The sequence below is a fragment of the Dyella sp. 01N36 genome (genome assembly GCF_056399745.1).
Map to the genome: position 1 here is coordinate 17521 of NZ_JBFTRY010000009.1, position 15722 is coordinate 33242.

The 15722-nt window shown below is 64.6% G+C and carries 12 protein-coding genes; 1 reads left to right on the forward strand and 11 read right to left on the reverse strand.

Features of this window, described 5'->3' with window-relative positions; all coding sequences use genetic code 11:
* Positions 1-320: 320 nt before the first annotated feature.
* The 11 genes from AC1DMG_RS03830 to AC1DMG_RS03880 all read right to left on the reverse strand — a co-directional run bounded on the left by AC1DMG_RS03830 (position 321) and on the right by AC1DMG_RS03880 (position 14804).
* Positions 321-1799: an efflux transporter outer membrane subunit gene (locus tag AC1DMG_RS03830; RefSeq protein ID WP_441604997.1), complete on the reverse strand. Its 1479-nt coding sequence runs from the start codon at positions 1797-1799 to the stop codon at positions 321-323.
* Positions 1786-2982, reverse strand: coding sequence for an efflux RND transporter periplasmic adaptor subunit (locus tag AC1DMG_RS03835; protein WP_441604998.1), 1197 nt, complete (start codon positions 2980-2982; stop codon positions 1786-1788). Before AC1DMG_RS03835 ends, AC1DMG_RS03830 begins: the two co-directional genes overlap by 14 nt.
* Positions 2975-6184 carry an efflux RND transporter permease subunit gene (locus AC1DMG_RS03840; RefSeq protein WP_477180188.1) on the reverse strand — a complete coding sequence of 1070 codons (3210 nt, stop codon included), beginning with the start codon at positions 6182-6184 and terminating at the stop codon, positions 2975-2977. Before AC1DMG_RS03840 ends, AC1DMG_RS03835 begins: the two co-directional genes overlap by 8 nt.
* A 157-nt stretch (positions 6185-6341) precedes the next feature.
* A complete protein-coding gene (locus tag AC1DMG_RS03845) occupies positions 6342-7775 on the reverse strand; it encodes a sensor histidine kinase (protein ID WP_441605000.1) in 1434 nt (477 codons plus the stop codon).
* Complete coding sequence (locus tag AC1DMG_RS03850) at positions 7772-8470, reverse strand: response regulator transcription factor (RefSeq protein ID WP_441605001.1); 699 nt, start codon at positions 8468-8470, stop codon at positions 7772-7774. Before AC1DMG_RS03850 ends, AC1DMG_RS03845 begins: the two co-directional genes overlap by 4 nt.
* 111 nt (positions 8471-8581) lie before the next feature.
* Positions 8582-9439, reverse strand: coding sequence for an RNA polymerase sigma factor RpoH (gene rpoH / locus AC1DMG_RS03855; protein ID WP_477180189.1), 858 nt, complete (start codon positions 9437-9439; stop codon positions 8582-8584).
* 184 nt (positions 9440-9623) lie between these two features.
* Complete coding sequence (gene ung / locus AC1DMG_RS03860) at positions 9624-10325, reverse strand: uracil-DNA glycosylase (protein WP_441605002.1); 702 nt, start codon at positions 10323-10325, stop codon at positions 9624-9626.
* Complete coding sequence (locus tag AC1DMG_RS03865; RefSeq protein WP_441605003.1) at positions 10322-11164, reverse strand: response regulator; 843 nt, start codon at positions 11162-11164, stop codon at positions 10322-10324. Before AC1DMG_RS03865 ends, ung begins: the two co-directional genes overlap by 4 nt.
* A gap of 139 nt (positions 11165-11303) precedes the next feature.
* Positions 11304-12290 carry a permease-like cell division protein FtsX gene (gene ftsX, locus AC1DMG_RS03870; protein WP_441605004.1) on the reverse strand — a complete coding sequence of 329 codons (987 nt, stop codon included), beginning with the start codon at positions 12288-12290 and terminating at the stop codon, positions 11304-11306.
* Positions 12287-12964, reverse strand: a complete 678-nt coding sequence (ftsE, locus tag AC1DMG_RS03875; RefSeq protein ID WP_441605005.1) for a cell division ATP-binding protein FtsE — start codon at positions 12962-12964, stop codon at positions 12287-12289. The genes ftsX and ftsE overlap by 4 nt, the downstream gene beginning before the upstream one ends.
* 118 nt (positions 12965-13082) lie before the next feature.
* On the reverse strand, positions 13083-14804 hold the full coding sequence (locus AC1DMG_RS03880) for a DEAD/DEAH box helicase (protein ID WP_441605006.1): 1722 nt from the start codon (positions 14802-14804) through the stop codon (positions 13083-13085).
* 492 nt (positions 14805-15296) lie between these two features.
* Here AC1DMG_RS03880 and trxA point away from each other — a divergent pair, with 492 nt between their 5' ends.
* Positions 15297-15647, forward strand: a complete 351-nt coding sequence (trxA, locus tag AC1DMG_RS03885) for a thioredoxin TrxA (protein ID WP_121883921.1) — start codon at positions 15297-15299, stop codon at positions 15645-15647.
* Positions 15648-15722: the final 75 nt, after the last annotated feature.

Sequence of the window (15722 nt, forward strand, 5' to 3'; positions counted from 1 at the left end):
GATCACGACGCRCCTCGAGCGTTCGGGCTTATCCCAGCACGATGCTGCGGGCGTTATCAGGCCATTTTCTTTGGGTTACTTTTCTTTTACTCCGGGCATCCTGCCCTCCGCCCTTCGGGCCGGCTTCGCCGTTCGCACGCGCTCCTGCGCGTGCGTGGGCCAGCAAAAGAAAAGTGACTCGAGCGGCGGCAGCCGWTCGAAACGCCCGCCGCGTAGGCGGCACCCTGGCCTCGAGGCGACAACCAAACACCGAGGCTCTAGACCCCGGCCTGCGCCGGGATGACGATCAAACGCCGGCAATCCAAATCACGCCAGAGAAATCACTTGAGGCCCTGCGCCTTAGCGTCTGCCGCCAAGTGATCCGTCGCAATATCATCACTCGTCCACCCACCACCCAACGCCCGCACCAACTGCACGCTCGCCCGCAGCTGATTCGTCTGCAGCGACAACAAACTCAGATGCGCATTGAGCGCATCCACCTGCGCCGTCACCACGTCGAGATAACTATTGGCCCCCTGCTTGTACAACGCAGTGGAAAGCTTCAGCGTCTTGTCGGCCGCATTGGTGGCGTCGTTCTGATCCACCAAGGCATTGCCGAAGTTATTGATCAACGACTGGTTGTCTTCCACCTGCTGGAAGGCGCTGAGCACGGTACCGCGATACTGCGCACTGGCTTCGTCAAACGCCGCGTGCGCCTGCGCCACCTTGGCGCGACGTAGGCCACCATCGAACACGCTCAGCAACAGGTTCGGACCCAACGCCCACATCTGGCTCGGCGCATTGAGCAGGTTGCCCCAGGCGCCGCTGGAATAGCCGCCGGCCGCGCTCAAGGTCAGCGACGGGAAGAACGCCGAACGCGCCACGCCGATCTGCGAGTTCGCCTCCGCCGTACGGCGTTCGGCCGCGGCGATGTCCGGACGACGCTGCAACAGCGTCGACGGTATGCCGACCGGGACCGTTGGCAGAGCCGGCAGATCGGTCTTCGCATCGATCGCAAAGGTGGATGCCGACTGACCTACCAACACGGCAATCGCGTGCTGCAACACCTCACGCTGCGCCTTGGCCTGCGAGAGCGCGGATTTGGTGGACGACAGCTGCGTCTGCGCGCGATCCACGTCGAGTCCGGAGACCGCGCCGCCAGCGTGCAGCGTGGTCGTTAGCTGCAGCGCGCGTTGATAGGCGTCCACCGTACTCTGCAACAGGTCGATCTGGCGATCGGCGCCCAACAGCTGCAGATAGGTATCGGCCAGCGTCGCTTCCAGGCTGAGGCGAGTCGAGGCGAGATCGGCTGCCGATGCCTGCACCTCTGCGCGTCCGGCTGCCACGTTGTCGCGTACGCGGCCCCACAGGTCCACTTCGTACGAGGCCTGCAGCTGGACCGAATTCAGGTTGTAGTACTCGGGCGACGTCGTGCCGTGCAGCGGCGAGTTGAGCGACTGGCGATTGCGGGTCGCACCCGCGCCCGCGGAAATCTGCGGAAACAAGTCAGCACGCACCTGGGCCAGCACGTCGCGCGACTGCCGATAACTGGCCAGCGCCGCGGCGAGATCGGCATTGTGCGCGATCAGCTGGTCCTCGAGCCCGTTGAGGCGATCGTCACCGTACAGCTTCCACCAGTCTTCGCGCGGCAACTGGTCGGCCGGCTGTGCCGGCGTCCACGGACCGTTTTGCTGCTGATACTGATCGGCCACCGGTGCGTCCGGTGTCTTGTACGTCGGCGCCATCGAACAGGCGCCCAGCACCAACGTAGCCGCCACCGTCACGGCGAGTTTCGTGGCGATGTACTTACGCTTTGTCATGAGGCTTGCCCGCCTGCGGGTTCTTCGCAATGCGCACTTCGTCGCCATCGGCCAGGCCGTCCGGCGGGTTGATGATCACGCGGTCATTGCCGACCAGGCCCGAGCCCACTTCGATGGTCTTGCCGTAGTCGCGGCGGATGGTGACCTTCTTGAAGTGCACGTGATCGCTCGCGTCCAGCGTGGCGACATGCAGACCCTTGTCGTCGAAGATCAGCGCTTCGGCCGGCACGCGCAGACCCAGTGCGCCCGAACCGATCTTGAAGCTCACGCTCGCGTAGCTGCTCGGCAGCAGCTTGCCGTCGGGGTTGTCGACCAGCAGCTGCACCAGGGTGGTGCCCGAGGTCGGCGTGATCGAGCGGGCGTCCGCTTCCACCTTGGCGGTGAACGACTTGCCCGGATACTCAGGCACGCTGAGCGTGGCTTCGTCGCCGCGATGGATGGCCGGTGCATACACCTGCGGCACGCGCACATACACGCGCAGCTTGCTGGTGTCGGAGACGGTGAACAGCGGCGTGCCGGTACCGCTGGTGTCAGCGGTGATCAGCGCGCCCACGTCGGTGTTGCGGGCGGTCACGCGGCCATCAAACGGAGCTACCAGCCTGGCGTACGACTTCAGCGCCTTCAGTCGATCGACGTTGGCCTGCGCCGAATTGGCCAGTGCCTGCTTGGCGGCGAGATCGCCGTTGAACTGGTCGACCGACTGCTGCGAGACCGAATCGGGATCGGTCTGGCGCAGTACCTGCCAGCGTTTCGCCGTGGTGCCAGCGAGCGCGGCATTGGCCTTGGCACTGGCCAGGTCGGCCAGACCCTGCAGCAGTTGCTGGTCAAGATCGGGCGTATCGATGACCCCGAGCACATCGCCCGCCTTCACCTGCGCGCCGATGTCCTTGTCCCACGACTTCAGGTAACCGCTGGTGCGCGCGAAGATCGGAGCGTTGGTGAACGCATCCATCTGCGCGGGCAGTTCCAGCGGCGAGGAGCCGTTGGCGGATTCGGGTTCGGAGATGACGACGGTGGGGATGGCCTGTTCGTCGGTCCACTGGTGCAGGTTGCGCGCCTGCACGATGCGGGTGGTCACGCCGATCACCACGATCGAGCCGAAGACGACGGCAGCGATCACGGCGGCCAGTCGCAGACGACGCGGCGACAAGTGGACCTCAGGAAGCTGGGTATGTTCAGACATGGGCGGGTACTCCGGCATGGTCAGCCGAATCAGCGTCAGGCGCGTGCTTGTAACGCGCATGCACAATGGAGAAAACGACGGGAACGAAGATCAGCGTGGCGGTGGTCGCAAACAGCAGGCCACCGATCACGGCGCGACCCAGCGGTGCGTTCTGCTCACCGCCGTCGCCCAGGCCAAGCGCCATCGGCACCATGCCGATGATCATGGCCAGCGCGGTCATCAGCACCGGACGGAAGCGCACGAAGCCTGCCTCGCGCGCCGCCAGCGTGGCGTCGCCGTGGATGGCCAGGCGCTCGCGGCAGAAACTCACCACCAGCACCGAGTTGGCGGTCGCCACACCCATGCACATGATGGCGCCCGTGAGTGCCGGCACCGACAACGTGGTGTGCGTGACGAACAGCATCCATACGATGCCGGCGAGCGCCGCAGGCAAGGCAGTGATGATCACGAACGGATCGGTCCAGGACTGGAAGTTCACCACGATCAGCAGATACACCAGCACCGCCGAACCCAGCAGGCCAAACAACAGGCCGAAATAGGCGTCGTGCATGGTCTGCACCTGGCCCAGCAGCGCCACGTTCGCGCCCTTGGGCAGGTCTTTCTTGGTGTCGTCCAGCACCTTCTGGATATCACCGGCTACCGCGCCAAGATCACGGCCCTGAATGGCCGTATAGATCTCCACCATCGACTGGATGTTGTACTGGCTCACGATGGTGTTGCGATGCGTGCGCGTGATGTCGGCCAGTGCGCCCAGCACCTGCGGATTGCCGCCACTCTTGGCGGTGATCGGCAGATTGCTCAGCTGCGCCAGCGAGTCCAGCTGGTACTGCGGCACCTGGGCGGAGATCGGATAGGTGACGTTGTTGTCCGGATTCAACCAATACGTCGGCGCCACCTGCGCCGTACCGGAAAGGTCGGCGATCAGGCTGTTGGTCACGTCGCCTTCGGTCAGGCCCAGCAACTGTGCACGCGTGCGGTCCACGTCGATGCGGAACGCCGGCTGCGCCTGCGACTGCTGCAGGCGTGCATCGACCACGCCGGGAATCTGGCGCAGCTTGTTGAGCAGGATGTTGGCGTACGCGAAGTCCTTCTCCAGGCTCCTGCCGCGGATCTGCAGATCGATCGGCGCGGGCGAACCGAAGTTCAGGATCTGGCTGACGATGTCCGCCGGCGGGAACGAGAACGTGGTGCCCGGGAACAACCGCGGCAGCCTTTCGCGCAGGACCTTCACGTATTCCGCGCTCGGGTGATGACCTTCCTTCAGCGAAATCTGGATATCGCCGTCGGACTCGCCCACTTCGCCGGTATTGTTGTAGATCGTGTTGATCGAGCTCGAATACTGGCCGATGTTGTCGATCATGGCATCGAGTTCGTCCGGCGGTATCACCTGACGGATGGCCTTCTGGATGTCTGCAAATTCCGCCGCGGTGGTCTCCACACGCGTGCCTACGGGAACGCGTGCGTGCACAAGGATCTGGCCGCCGTCGACATCAGGGAAGAAGTTGCTGCCCAGTCCCGGCAACAGCGCGAACGACAGCAGCACAAAGGCGAGGAAGCCGATCACGAACACCTTGCGGTTTTCCAGCGCCAGATGCAGCACGCCGCTATAACCGGCACGGAATTTCTCAAAGCGATTGACGAAGCCCTGCTGGAAGCGGCCGAGCATCGTCTTCGGCGCCGGCTGCTCGATATGCTGGCCATGTTCGTCCACCGTCGCCGGATGCGCCTGCAACAGGTATTTCGCCATGGTCAGCACGAGCGTACGCGACAGGATGAAGGAGAAGATCATCGCGAAGATCACCGCCTCCGCCATCGGCACGAACAGGTAGCGCGCCACGCCCGGCAGGAAGAACATCGGCACGAACACGATGCAGATGCAGCACAGCGACACGAATGCCGGCACGATGATCTGCGCCGAACCATCCACGATCGCGGTGATGACGTCCTTGCCCTGCTCCAGGTGCCAGTTGATGTTCTCGATGGTCACCGTGGCTTYGTCCACCAGGATGCCCACCGCCAGCGCCAGGCCGCCCAGCGTCATGATGTTGAGCGTCTGGCCGATCGCCGACAGCGTGAACACCGAGCCCAGCACCGCCAGCGGAATCGACGTGGTGATGATCAGSGTCGMGCGCCAGCTGCCCAGGAACAACAGGATCATCAAGCTGGTCAGCGCCGCGGCAATGATGCCTTCGCGGACCACGCCATCGATGGAGGCGCGCACGAACACCGACTGATCGCCGATCGGCTTGATGGTCAGGTTGTCCGGCAGCGAATCCTTCATCTCCACCAGCTTCTGGCGCGCGCCCGCCACGATGGCGAGGGTGGAGGTGGAGCCGTTCTTCAGGATCGACAGCATCGTCGAGCGCACGCCATCCACGTGCACGATGTTCGTCTGCGGCGGGGCTCCGTCGCGCACATGGGCCACGTCGCGCACATAGATCGTGGTGCCGTTGACCATCTTGACCGGCAGGTCTTCCAGCTCGTCCACGTGAGTGGCGGCGTTGTTCAGCTCCATCACGTATTCGTACTTGCCGATCTTCTGCGTGCCGATCGGGCTGATCTGCTGCTGGTTGGCCAGCGCGTTCGCCACGTCCTGGGTGGACAGGCCGCGCGCCTGCAGCGCCGCCGGATCCACGTCCAGCTGCACCTGGCGCGTCTTGCCGCCGAACGGATAGGGAATCGCCGCGCCCGGCACCGTCACCAGCTGCGGACGCAACTGGTTCAAGCCAAGGTCGCCCAGCTGCTGCTCGGACAGGCCCTTGCCGGACAGCGCCACCTGCAGGATCGGCACCGTGGACGCGTTGTAATTGACGATCAGCGGCGGCGTGGCGCCGGCGGGCATCTGCTTCAGGATCGTCTGCGCAATGGCCGTCACCTGCGCATTGGCCGTGGCGATGTTCACGCCCGGCTGAAAGAAGATCTTGGTGATGCCCATGCCATTGATCGACTCCGACTCGATGTGCTCGATGTCGTTGACGGTCGTGGTGAGCACGCGCTCGAACGGCGTGTTCATGCGGCCGGACATCTGGTCGGGCGTCATGCCGGTGAACTGCCAGGACACGGCGATCACCGGAATATTGATTTCCGGAAAGATGTCGGTGGGCGTTCGTGCCGCCGACATCACACCAAAGATGAGGATGGTCAGGGCGAAAACGATGAATGTGTAGGGCCGCGTGAGCGCGATCCGGACGATGCCAAGCATGCGGGGGATTTCCGTGCGCGAAATGATGCGTCGCGGCAAATTTTCGCATGCAGCGAAAACTCTCAATAGAGCTTGGAGGATGAAGATAATTTCATGTTCTACGTGGCGCCTGCATTGCGCACGCAGATGAAACTATCTTCATCTGGCCGATCGGCCCTCAGGCCGTCATCGGCGTGACTTCCGGCACGGAGCGGGACAGGCAGGTGCCGACTTTTTCGTCCGGCGCGAGTGCGTAGCAATACAAAGTCAGTCGCGCACCGTTGCTGCTGGCATCGCCGATGTCGAGCGCATAGCCGTGCAGACGCACGATGGCGCTGACGATGCTGAGCCCCAGGCCCGAGCCGCCGGTAGTGCGACTGTTGTCGCCGCGGTAGAAGCGACGCGTCACCGCGTCGCGCTCGTCGGCCGGAATACCCGGGCCGCTGTCGATCACGTCCACGCGCGGGCCACGCTTGTCCATGCTGGCGCGCAGGCTCACCTTGCCGCCCGCCGGGGTGAACTTGATGGCATTGCCGACCAGGTTCGCCAGCGCTTCGAACAGCAGATGCGCATCGGCGCGCACGGGCTGCAGCGACTGGATGTCGACCTCGAAGGTCTGGCCACGATCCTCGGCGACAGGCGCGTAGAACTCGTGCACCTGACGCAGCACCTGCCCCACGTCCACTTCGTCGAAGCAAGCGGCGCGATGACGGTCTTCGAGTTCGGACACACGCAGCAGCGCGCGGAAACGCGTCAGCACTTCGTCGATATCGACGATGCACGATTCCACCAGCGCCGATTCGGGCTCGCCATCAAGTTGCTGCTGCGTGCGATACAGGCGTGCGCGCAAGCGCGTCAGCGGCGTGCGCAGGTCGTGCGCGATGTTGTCGCAGACGCCCTTCACTTCATTCATCAAGCGCTCGATCTCGCCCAGCATCGTGTTGACGATGCCTGCCAGCTGGTCGAGCTCGTCGCCGCGCCGACTGATCGGCAGGCGCTTGGAAAGATCGCCTTGGCGGATAGGATCGGTCGCATCCTGCAGCGCACGGATGCGCTTCTCCGGACCGCGGCGCAACAGGAAACCGCCGAGCAGGCCAGGAATGATGGTCAGCGAGATGCCCCAAAGCAGCGCGCGACGAACGATCGCACCGATGCCGTCGATGGTGCTGATGTCCTTGGCAATGACGAGGATGTCGCCATTGGGCAGCGTCGAAGCCAGGCCGCGTGCGCGCACGCGCTCCGCATCGCGGTCGGAGCGCGGCAGGCCATGCTTGAGCAGGTGCACCTGGCCATCGCGCAGCAGCGACGTGGGCAGATGGTCGATATTGCCTGCCACCGGCTGATGGTCCTTGTCGAACAAGCCCACCGACATGATGCCGTGCGGATCGATCGCGGCGGCGGCATCCACCGTGGTGGCGAGGCGGGCGGGATCGGTCGAGGCGATGTAATGCATACGTTGCTGCAGCATCTGGTCGATGACGCTGTTGAGATAGCGCGTGGTTTCCCACTGGATCGCGCCGACCAGCACCGCGCCCCATACGACGAACAAGGCGCCGTAGATGAGGATCAACCTCGAGGTGGTCGAATGCCAGCTGTTGGGACGTGCTTTCATGACACCACCGGGGCAGTTTCATTGGCGGCCGCGAGCATATAACCGGTGCCGCGCACAGTGTGGATCAACGCCGGTTGGCCGGCGCCGTCGATCTTGCGCCGCAAACGCGCGATATGCACGTCGATCACATTGGTGCCGGGATCGAAATGGAAACCCCACACCGTCTCGAAAATCATCGTGCGGGTAAGCACCTGCCCGGAATTGCGCATCAGGAATTCGAGCAGGCGGTATTCGGTGGGCAGCAGGGTCAGCGGCTGGCCACCGCGATACGCCACGTGGCTGACCAGATCCAGCTCCAGGTCGGCCACGCGCAGGCGCTGGACCGACTGCGGCTGGCGACGGCGCAGCAGCACTTCCGCGCGCGCCGACATTTCATCAGGTGCGAAGGGCTTGGTGAGGTAGTCGTCGCCGCCCGCGCGCAAGCCGCGCACGCGCTCGTCGACATCGCTCAAGGCGCTGATCATCAGCACCGGCGCGTCGCTGCCTGCGCGGCGCAATTCGGCCACCACGTCGATGCCGTCCATGCCGGGCAGCATGCGGTCCAGCGTGATCAGGTCGTAGCCGCCTTGCAGCGCATGCGCCAGGCCATCGCGGCCGTTGGCCACCCATTCCGCGAACATGCCGTGCGCGCTCAACTCCGCGACGATTTCTCGCGCGGTGGTTTCGTCGTCTTCGATGACCAGCACTCGGGGCATGACGGCACTACAAACGGGGATCCGGTGGTGAGAACGCGGGGACAGCCGTGTCCTCGCAAAGGCAAACGGCCCCTGGAGGGGCCGCTTGTCATCTTACGCCGACAGAGAAGATCAGGCCGCGAACAGGCCGCGCATCTTCTTCATGGCGTTGGCCTCGACCTGGCGGATACGTTCGGCGGAAACGCCGTACTCGTCCGCAAGATCCTGCAGCGTGGCCTTGTCTTCGTTCAACCAGCGGCGCTGGATGATGTCGCGCGAGCGCTCGTCCAGGTTCTTCAACGCCGCCGACAAGGTGTCGAGCTGGTTGTCGGCCTGGTCGGCATCGGCCACGTTGTCGTACGGGTCGGCGCCATCGTCGATCAGGAACGCTTCCGGTGCCGGCTTGGCATCGTCCTCGGCATCCGCCGGGGCTTCGAAGCCAATGTCACGGCCCGACAGACGCGATTCCATCTCGCGCACCGTCGCTTCGGGCACGCCCAGATCCTTGGCCACCGTGCGCACTTCTTCGGCGTTCATCCAGCCCAGGCGCTTCTTGCTCTTGCGCARGTTGAAGAACAGCTTGCGCTGSGCCTTGGTSGTRGCSACCTTGACSATGCGCCAGTTGCGCAGGATGAACTCGTGCATTTCGGCACGGATCCAGTGCACGGCAAAGCTCACCAGGCGCACGCCCTGRTCCGGGTCGAAKCGCTTCACRGCCTTCATCARGCCGATATTGCCTTCCTGGATCAGGTCGGCGATCTGCAGACCATAGCCGCTGTAGCCACGCGCCACGTGCACCACGAAGCGCAGGTGGGACATGACCAGTTTGCGGGCGGATTCAAGGTCTTCCTGTTCGTTGTAGCGGCGCGACAGCGCCTGCTCCTCGTCCTGGCTGAGTACCGGAATCCGATGGACCGCCGAGATATAGGCATCCAGGCTGCCGACGACACTCGGCACCGGCAGGTTGGCGGTCACCAAAGCTTGAGACATGGACGGAACCTCCTGTGAGGGAATCAGCTTAGCACTCGGGTATTACGAGTGCTAAAGGCCCCGAAAGGTTCCGGGACCTTTGATGTACTCAATAGTACAGGAATTTGAGGCACCTGTCCAGCAGGCACCCCGGGGAGGCTCCACTATGCGTATCGGGCGGTTCAGCAGCCGTGAAATGCCTGTTTCAGGCTAGTTCGGCCCGCATCGGCAAAGACCAGTCGATAGGCGGCTCGCCGCGGCTTTCCAGGTACTGGTTGGCCGCCGAGAAGTGCCCGCAGCCGATGAAACCGCGATGCGCTGATAAGGGAGATGGGTGCACGGAGCGCAAAATGCAATGGCGGCTGCCGTCGATCAGCTGGCCCTTCTTCTGGGCATACGAGCCCCACAGCAGGAAGACCAGCCCTTCCCGCTCGCGGTTGAGTGCGTCGATCGCCGCATCGGTAAAGCCTTCCCAGCCTTTGCCCTGATGCGAGCCGGCGGTGGCCTGCTGGACGGTGAGCGTGGCATTGAGCAGCAGCACACCGCGGTCGGCCCAAGGGGTCAGGCAGCCGTGGTCCGGGGCCCGGAAACCCAGGTCGCGCTGGATCTCCTTGAAGATGTTCAGCAGCGACGGCGGCGTGGCCACGCCCGGCCGTACCGAGAAACACAGGCCATGCGCCTGGTTCGGACCGTGGTACGGATCCTGGCCCAGGATCACCACGCGCGTGGCATCAAATGGTGTGTGGTCGAAGGCGGCGAAAATCTCCGGACCCGGCGGATAAATCACCTTGCCGGCCTGCTTTTCGCTGCGCAGGAAGTCGGACAGCGCGCGCATGTCCGGGCGCGCCAGATACTCGCCGATGCGGTCCTTCCAGGACGGCTCCAGCCTTACCGGATGTTCCGTCACGCCGCCTCGCCCCGCTCGCGCAGGTGCTGGGATACACGCAGCTGGAAGAGCAGCTTGGTCATCAGCAATTTTTCCTCGATCGGCTTTTCGACCAGATCGTTGGCGCCGGCGCGCAGCAGCGCAGCCTGGTTGGCCGGGTTCTCATCGCCCGTCATCACCAGCACGGGCAGCCTGCCCTTGCTGTAGAGGTATTCGCGGCGGATGCGCTCGAGCAGGTCGCCGCCGGTCAGTTCGCCCTTGAGGCTGACGTCGGTGAGCACGATGTCCGCGCCGACCTTGTCCTGTTCCTTGGCCTTGTCCAGCAGCACCAGGGCGTCCTCGACGCTGACCACGTGATAGACGGTCAGGCCGTGCTTTTCGAGGATGCGGCGGGTCGCCAGCGCGACCACGCGGCTGTCTTCCACGTAGAGCACTTCGCCCTCGGCCGAATCGACGGGCTTCACGTAGCCGCGGATGAACTCCGCCAGCGCCTGGAACCCCAGCGACTTGTCGAAATAATCGGTGACGTGCTCCCCCAGCGTGCGACTGTGCAGGCGACCGTCGACATCGCCCGAGACGACCACGATGGGCACATAAGCCTGGGCGGCGGATTCGCGCACATGGCGGGCGAGTTCCAGCCCGTCCATGTCGGGCAGGCGCAGCGCGATGGTGATGAAGTCGAACGCACCGGCCTCCAGCAGCTCCTTGGCTTCGGCGCCGCTGCCGGCACCCACCACGTCGCTGTCGGGCAGTTCGCTCTTGAGCACGCGGGAGATCAGCTGGCGCACGACTTTGGAGCCATCCACCACCAGCACCCTAGGCGCTGTTCCCACCACTCGACTGCTGAAACTTCCGCTCATCCCCAATCACCCACGTAGTGTCCAGCTGTACCCGCCGACGTCATGCCGGTGCTTCCCCGGTCACCCCGAGCGGGCATGCTGCACCATCCCCACCAAGCTTGCATGACAACATTGCTCCGGGCGTGAGCCGGCGCACGCTTCATGCCGCCTTGCGCAATTGCCAGGCGCTGACCAGGCGGGCGCCCAGCCAGCCGAGCACGGCCGCAGCCACCGGGACGGCAGCCAGCAACCATATCGGCAGCACATCGACCTGCAGCTTGCCGGCATACACCTGACCCAGGCGCTGCACCGGCTCGGCCAGCGCCAGCTCGACCAGCACGGCGAAGCCCACCGCCAGCACGCCGGCGAACAGCCCGTACCAGATGCCCGCATACAAATACGGACGACGCACGAAGGCGCGGCTCGCCCCCACCAGCATCAACACGCCGATTTCCTCGTGCCGGCTGGCGATATCCACGCGCACGGTATTACCCACCACCAGCAGCACGGCCACGGCCAGCAGTCCGGCAAGAATCATCACGATGCGTTCGCCGACGCCGAGCAGCGCCTCGAGGCGCTGCCGCCAGGTGCCACCGTCCTGCACCTGATCCACGCCCGACATGCCGCGCATGTCGGCGACGAGGCGATCCACGCTGTCGGCACTCGCGCCCGCCTTGGGCTGCACTTCCAGCACGAACGGCAGCGGGTTGACGTCCAGCGTATGCAACGCGCCGGAGAAGCCCTGCATCTTGGCCAGCTCGTCCATGCCCTGGTCGGGCGACTTCAGCTTCACGCCGGCGACTTCGCTGCGCTCGCGCAGCTTCTTGGCCATCATGTCGGCGGAGGAGACGCTCTGCCCCGGCTGCAGGAATACGCTGATGGTCTGGTTCTGGCCCAGCGCATCGCCCATCTTCTGCAGGTTACCCAGCAACAAATAGAAGGTGAGCGGCAGCGCCAGCGCAATGGCCATCACGGCAACGGTGAGCAAGGTGCCAACCGGGCGCGACATCAGTCGACGCAGGCTGGCCGCCGCACTCCAGCCGTGGTGTTCGCGCCAGCTCGCCACCGGGCGCGCCTTGGTGCGGATGCCGCGGCTCTGGTCGGAAAGCAGCGGGCTTTCCATCGGAAATTCGGACTGGTTGCTCATAGCACCTCCTGCGCGGCCACATCGGCCACCAGGCGACCGTGATCGAGCACGACCACGCGCTTTTTCATGCGCTTGATCAGCGGCAGATCATGGCTGGCGATCACGACGGTGGTGCCAACATTCTGGAATTCGGCGAACAACCCCATGATCTCCACCGCCAGGGTGGGATCGAGGTTGCCGGTGGGTTCGTCCGCGATCAGCAGGGTGGGCTTGGCGACGATGGCGCGGGCAATGCCCACGCGCTGTTGCTCGCCCGCCGAAAGCGTGGCCGGCAGCTGCCGTTCGTAGGCGAGCAGGCCGACCTTCTCCAGCGCGGCGCGCACGCGCTTGCCGCGTTCGTGGGGCGCCATGCCGCCGATCATCAGCGGCAGCTCGACATTGGCAAACACCGTGCGATCCATCAGCAGGCGATGGTCCTGGAACACCATGCCCAGGCGACGGCGCAACTTGGGAATGCCCGCGCGACCGACCTTGGCCAGGTTCTGCCCATCGAGGGTGACCACGCCGTGCGAAGGCCGCTCGATCAGGCCGAGCAATTTGAGCAAGGTGCTTTTGCCGGCGCCGGAATGGCCGGTGATAAAGGCCATCTCGCCTGTCGCCACCTCGAAGGAGAGCTGCGACAAGGCCTCGTGGCCGCCTTCATAGCGTTTGCTGACTTGGTCGAAGCGGATCACCGCGTGTCCCCAATCCCGAATGCGGCAAGGATAAGGGATGCACGCGTGAAGGTCAGTCGCTTTGTATCGCCATGCTGTCGCGGGTTCAGCCCGCGACAGCCTTTGGCAAGCGAGTCGATCAGTGGCCGATGAAGAAGCGGCTCAGGCGGCGGAAGAAGCCCTGCTTCTTCGGCGCGTCCTGCGCGTCACCCACCTTGCTCGGCGTGATGGCCACGTGGCGCGACGGACGCGAGTGGTTGTTGTCGCCGTTGCTGCGCTCACGCGGCGGACGACGCTCGCCACGCGGTGCGCGCGTGCCTTCGGCGGCCGCGTTGGTGCCGCCCTCGACAGCCACCGCATCGCCTTCGCGACGACGGTTGCGACCGCCACGACGACGGCGACGCTTGCGCTCGGCAGCCTCACCGGTTTCCGCCACGGCGGGGGCCGGCGCGGCCGGCTTGGTCACCACGACTTCGGTGCTTTCGCCAGCAGCAGTCTCGACGCGCGGCTTGCGCGGCTCACGCGGCGGCCGGTCGCCACGCGGGCGATCGCCACCACGGCCACCGCCGCTGCGCGGACCCTTGCGGGGCGAGCCGTCCTTCTCGCGCTGCTCGACCTTGTCGCCAAAGGCGGCGCTGTCGGCAGCGACTTCGGCCATGTACTGCGCGTCCTGCTCACGCGGCTTGGGCATCACCAGCAGCTCTGCCTCGATGTTCGCCACCGGGATGCGCTGGCCGATATAGGTTTCGATATCGGGCAGGCTCATCGCGTACAGATCGCAGGCGAAGCTGATCGCATCGCCCTCGGCGCCAAGGCGCGCGGTACGGCCGATGCGGTGCACGTAGTCTTCCGCGTCCTGCGGCAGGTCGTAATTGAAGACGTGGCTGACCGCCGGGATATGCAGGCCGCGCGCGGCAACGTCGGTACATACCAGGATGTCGAGCTGGCCTTCCTGGAAACGCTGCAGCAGCTTCTGGCGCTTGAGCTGGGGCACATCGCCCGACAGCGCGCCGACGCGGTAGCCATAGCGCTTGAGACGATCGGTGATCTTCTCGGCCGCGGCCTTGGTGTTGACGAAGATGATGCTGCGCTCGGCCTTGGTGCGCTCGAGCAGGTTGAGCAGCAGCGGCATCTTCTCTTCCTTGGCGGGGAAGTAGACCAGCTGGCGCACGCGGTCGGCGGTGACGTTTTCCGTCTCCACTTCCAGCTTTTCGGCGTTGTGCATGTGCTCGTAGGCCAGCTCCAGCACGCGATGGCTGAGCGTGGCGGAGAACAGCAGCACCTGGCGCTGCTCGCGCGCCGGCAGGCGGCGGAAGATGAAGCGCACGTCCTTGATGAAGCCAAGGTCGAACATGCGGTCCGCCTCGTCGATCACCATCACTTCGACGGCGTCGAGGCTGAACACGTGCTGCTTGAAGTAGTCCAGCAGACGGCCCGGCGTGGCGATGATGATGTCGCAGCCGTCTTTGAGCTGCTGGCGCTGCTTGTCGTAATCCACGCCGCCGTAGATCAGCGCGGTGCGCAGGCCGGTGTAACGGCCGATCGACTTGGCGTCTTTCTCGATCTGGATGGCGAGTTCGCGGGTGGGGGCGATCACCAGGGCACGCGGATCGCTGTCCTTGCGCTCGGCCACGGCCGGCGTGGTCAGCAGGCGATTCATCATCGCCACCAGGAACGCGCAGGTCTTGCCGGTGCCCGTCTGGGCCTGGCCGGCGACGTCGCGACCCGTCAGCGCGACCGGGAGGGTCAGCGCCTGGATCGGCGTGCAGCGGGTGAAGCCCGCCTCGTCGAGGCCTTGCTGGAGCAGCGGATGGAGATCGAAATTGGTGAAAAAGGTATCGGTGAGTACAGTTTGGGACATCGTAAAGGGAGCTCGAGTGAGGCAGCGCCCTGGGGCAGCCGCCTGGATCCTTGCCGGTGAGACGCAACAAGKAAGGTGGATAGTCGGCGCGACCGGGACGTGGCGACAGGCGCAATCCCTTTTGGATGGCGCGTGCCGGCGACACGTATCCCTGGCTGGACACCGTCGGGAGCGATGGTATTCGACGGCTCCGCTGCCATAGGTCAGAGGGATGGGCGGCCTAAACCACTGGCAGCCATAGGAATCTCTCTCACCTATGTCAACGGAGCCATCCATGTCCACCGCGAGGGGACAGCCCGTTCAGCATACCGAACAGGCCTACAGACTCCCTTGAATCGCTTGAATCGTGCCCCGAGTTACGTTGGAATGGAGGCCTGCCGCAACGGCACCAGACTTCCTTACGGCACGACCCCGCGCTTCATGGGCACCCCAGTGTAGCCGATGCTGGGCGCGCGGTCGTGAAGCCCCTACCCGCAGCCTTCGGAGACCCCGGTGAGCGACCTGATTACCCATGTAAGCGATGATGCCTTCGAGCAGGAAGTGCTCAATTCCGACACCCCGGTTCTGCTCGACTTCTGGGCGGAATGGTGCGGCCCCTGCAAGGCGATCGCGCCGATCCTGGATGAGCTGGCCAAGCAGTACGAAGGCAAGCTGCGCATCGCCAAGATCAACATCGACCACAACCAGAAGACGCCCCGCAACTACGGCGTCCGCGGCATCCCGACCCTGATGGTGTTCAAGAACGGCAAGGTCGAAGCCACCCAGATCGGCGCCGTCAGCAAGGGCGCGCTGACCCAGCTGATCGACAAGGCCATCGTGGCCCCGACTGCCAAGGCCGTCTAAGGCCTGTTTGTCCAAGGCCAATAAGGCCAACTCAGAAAACTTTTCTGAACTTTACCGGCCGCGGCGCTTTACGCC

What these genes read in the sequence shown, in the direction of transcription:
- AC1DMG_RS03880 (WP_441605006.1), bottom strand. Translation starts at nt 14,804, where the DNA reads ATGTCCCAAACTGTACTCACCGATACCTTTTTCACCAATTTCGATCTC.
- AC1DMG_RS03850 (WP_441605001.1), bottom strand. Translation starts at nt 8,470, where the DNA reads ATGCCCCGAGTGCTGGTCATCGAAGACGACGAAACCACCGCGCGAGAA.
- AC1DMG_RS03830 (WP_441604997.1), bottom strand. Translation starts at nt 1,799, where the DNA reads ATGACAAAGCGTAAGTACATCGCCACGAAACTCGCCGTGACGGTGGCG.
- ftsX (WP_441605004.1), bottom strand. Translation starts at nt 12,290, where the DNA reads ATGAGCAACCAGTCCGAATTTCCGATGGAAAGCCCGCTGCTTTCCGAC.
- AC1DMG_RS03865 (WP_441605003.1), bottom strand. Translation starts at nt 11,164, where the DNA reads ATGAGCGGAAGTTTCAGCAGTCGAGTGGTGGGAACAGCGCCTAGGGTG.
- AC1DMG_RS03835 (WP_441604998.1), bottom strand. Translation starts at nt 2,982, where the DNA reads ATGTCTGAACATACCCAGCTTCCTGAGGTCCACTTGTCGCCGCGTCGT.
- AC1DMG_RS03845 (WP_441605000.1), bottom strand. Translation starts at nt 7,775, where the DNA reads ATGAAAGCACGTCCCAACAGCTGGCATTCGACCACCTCGAGGTTGATC.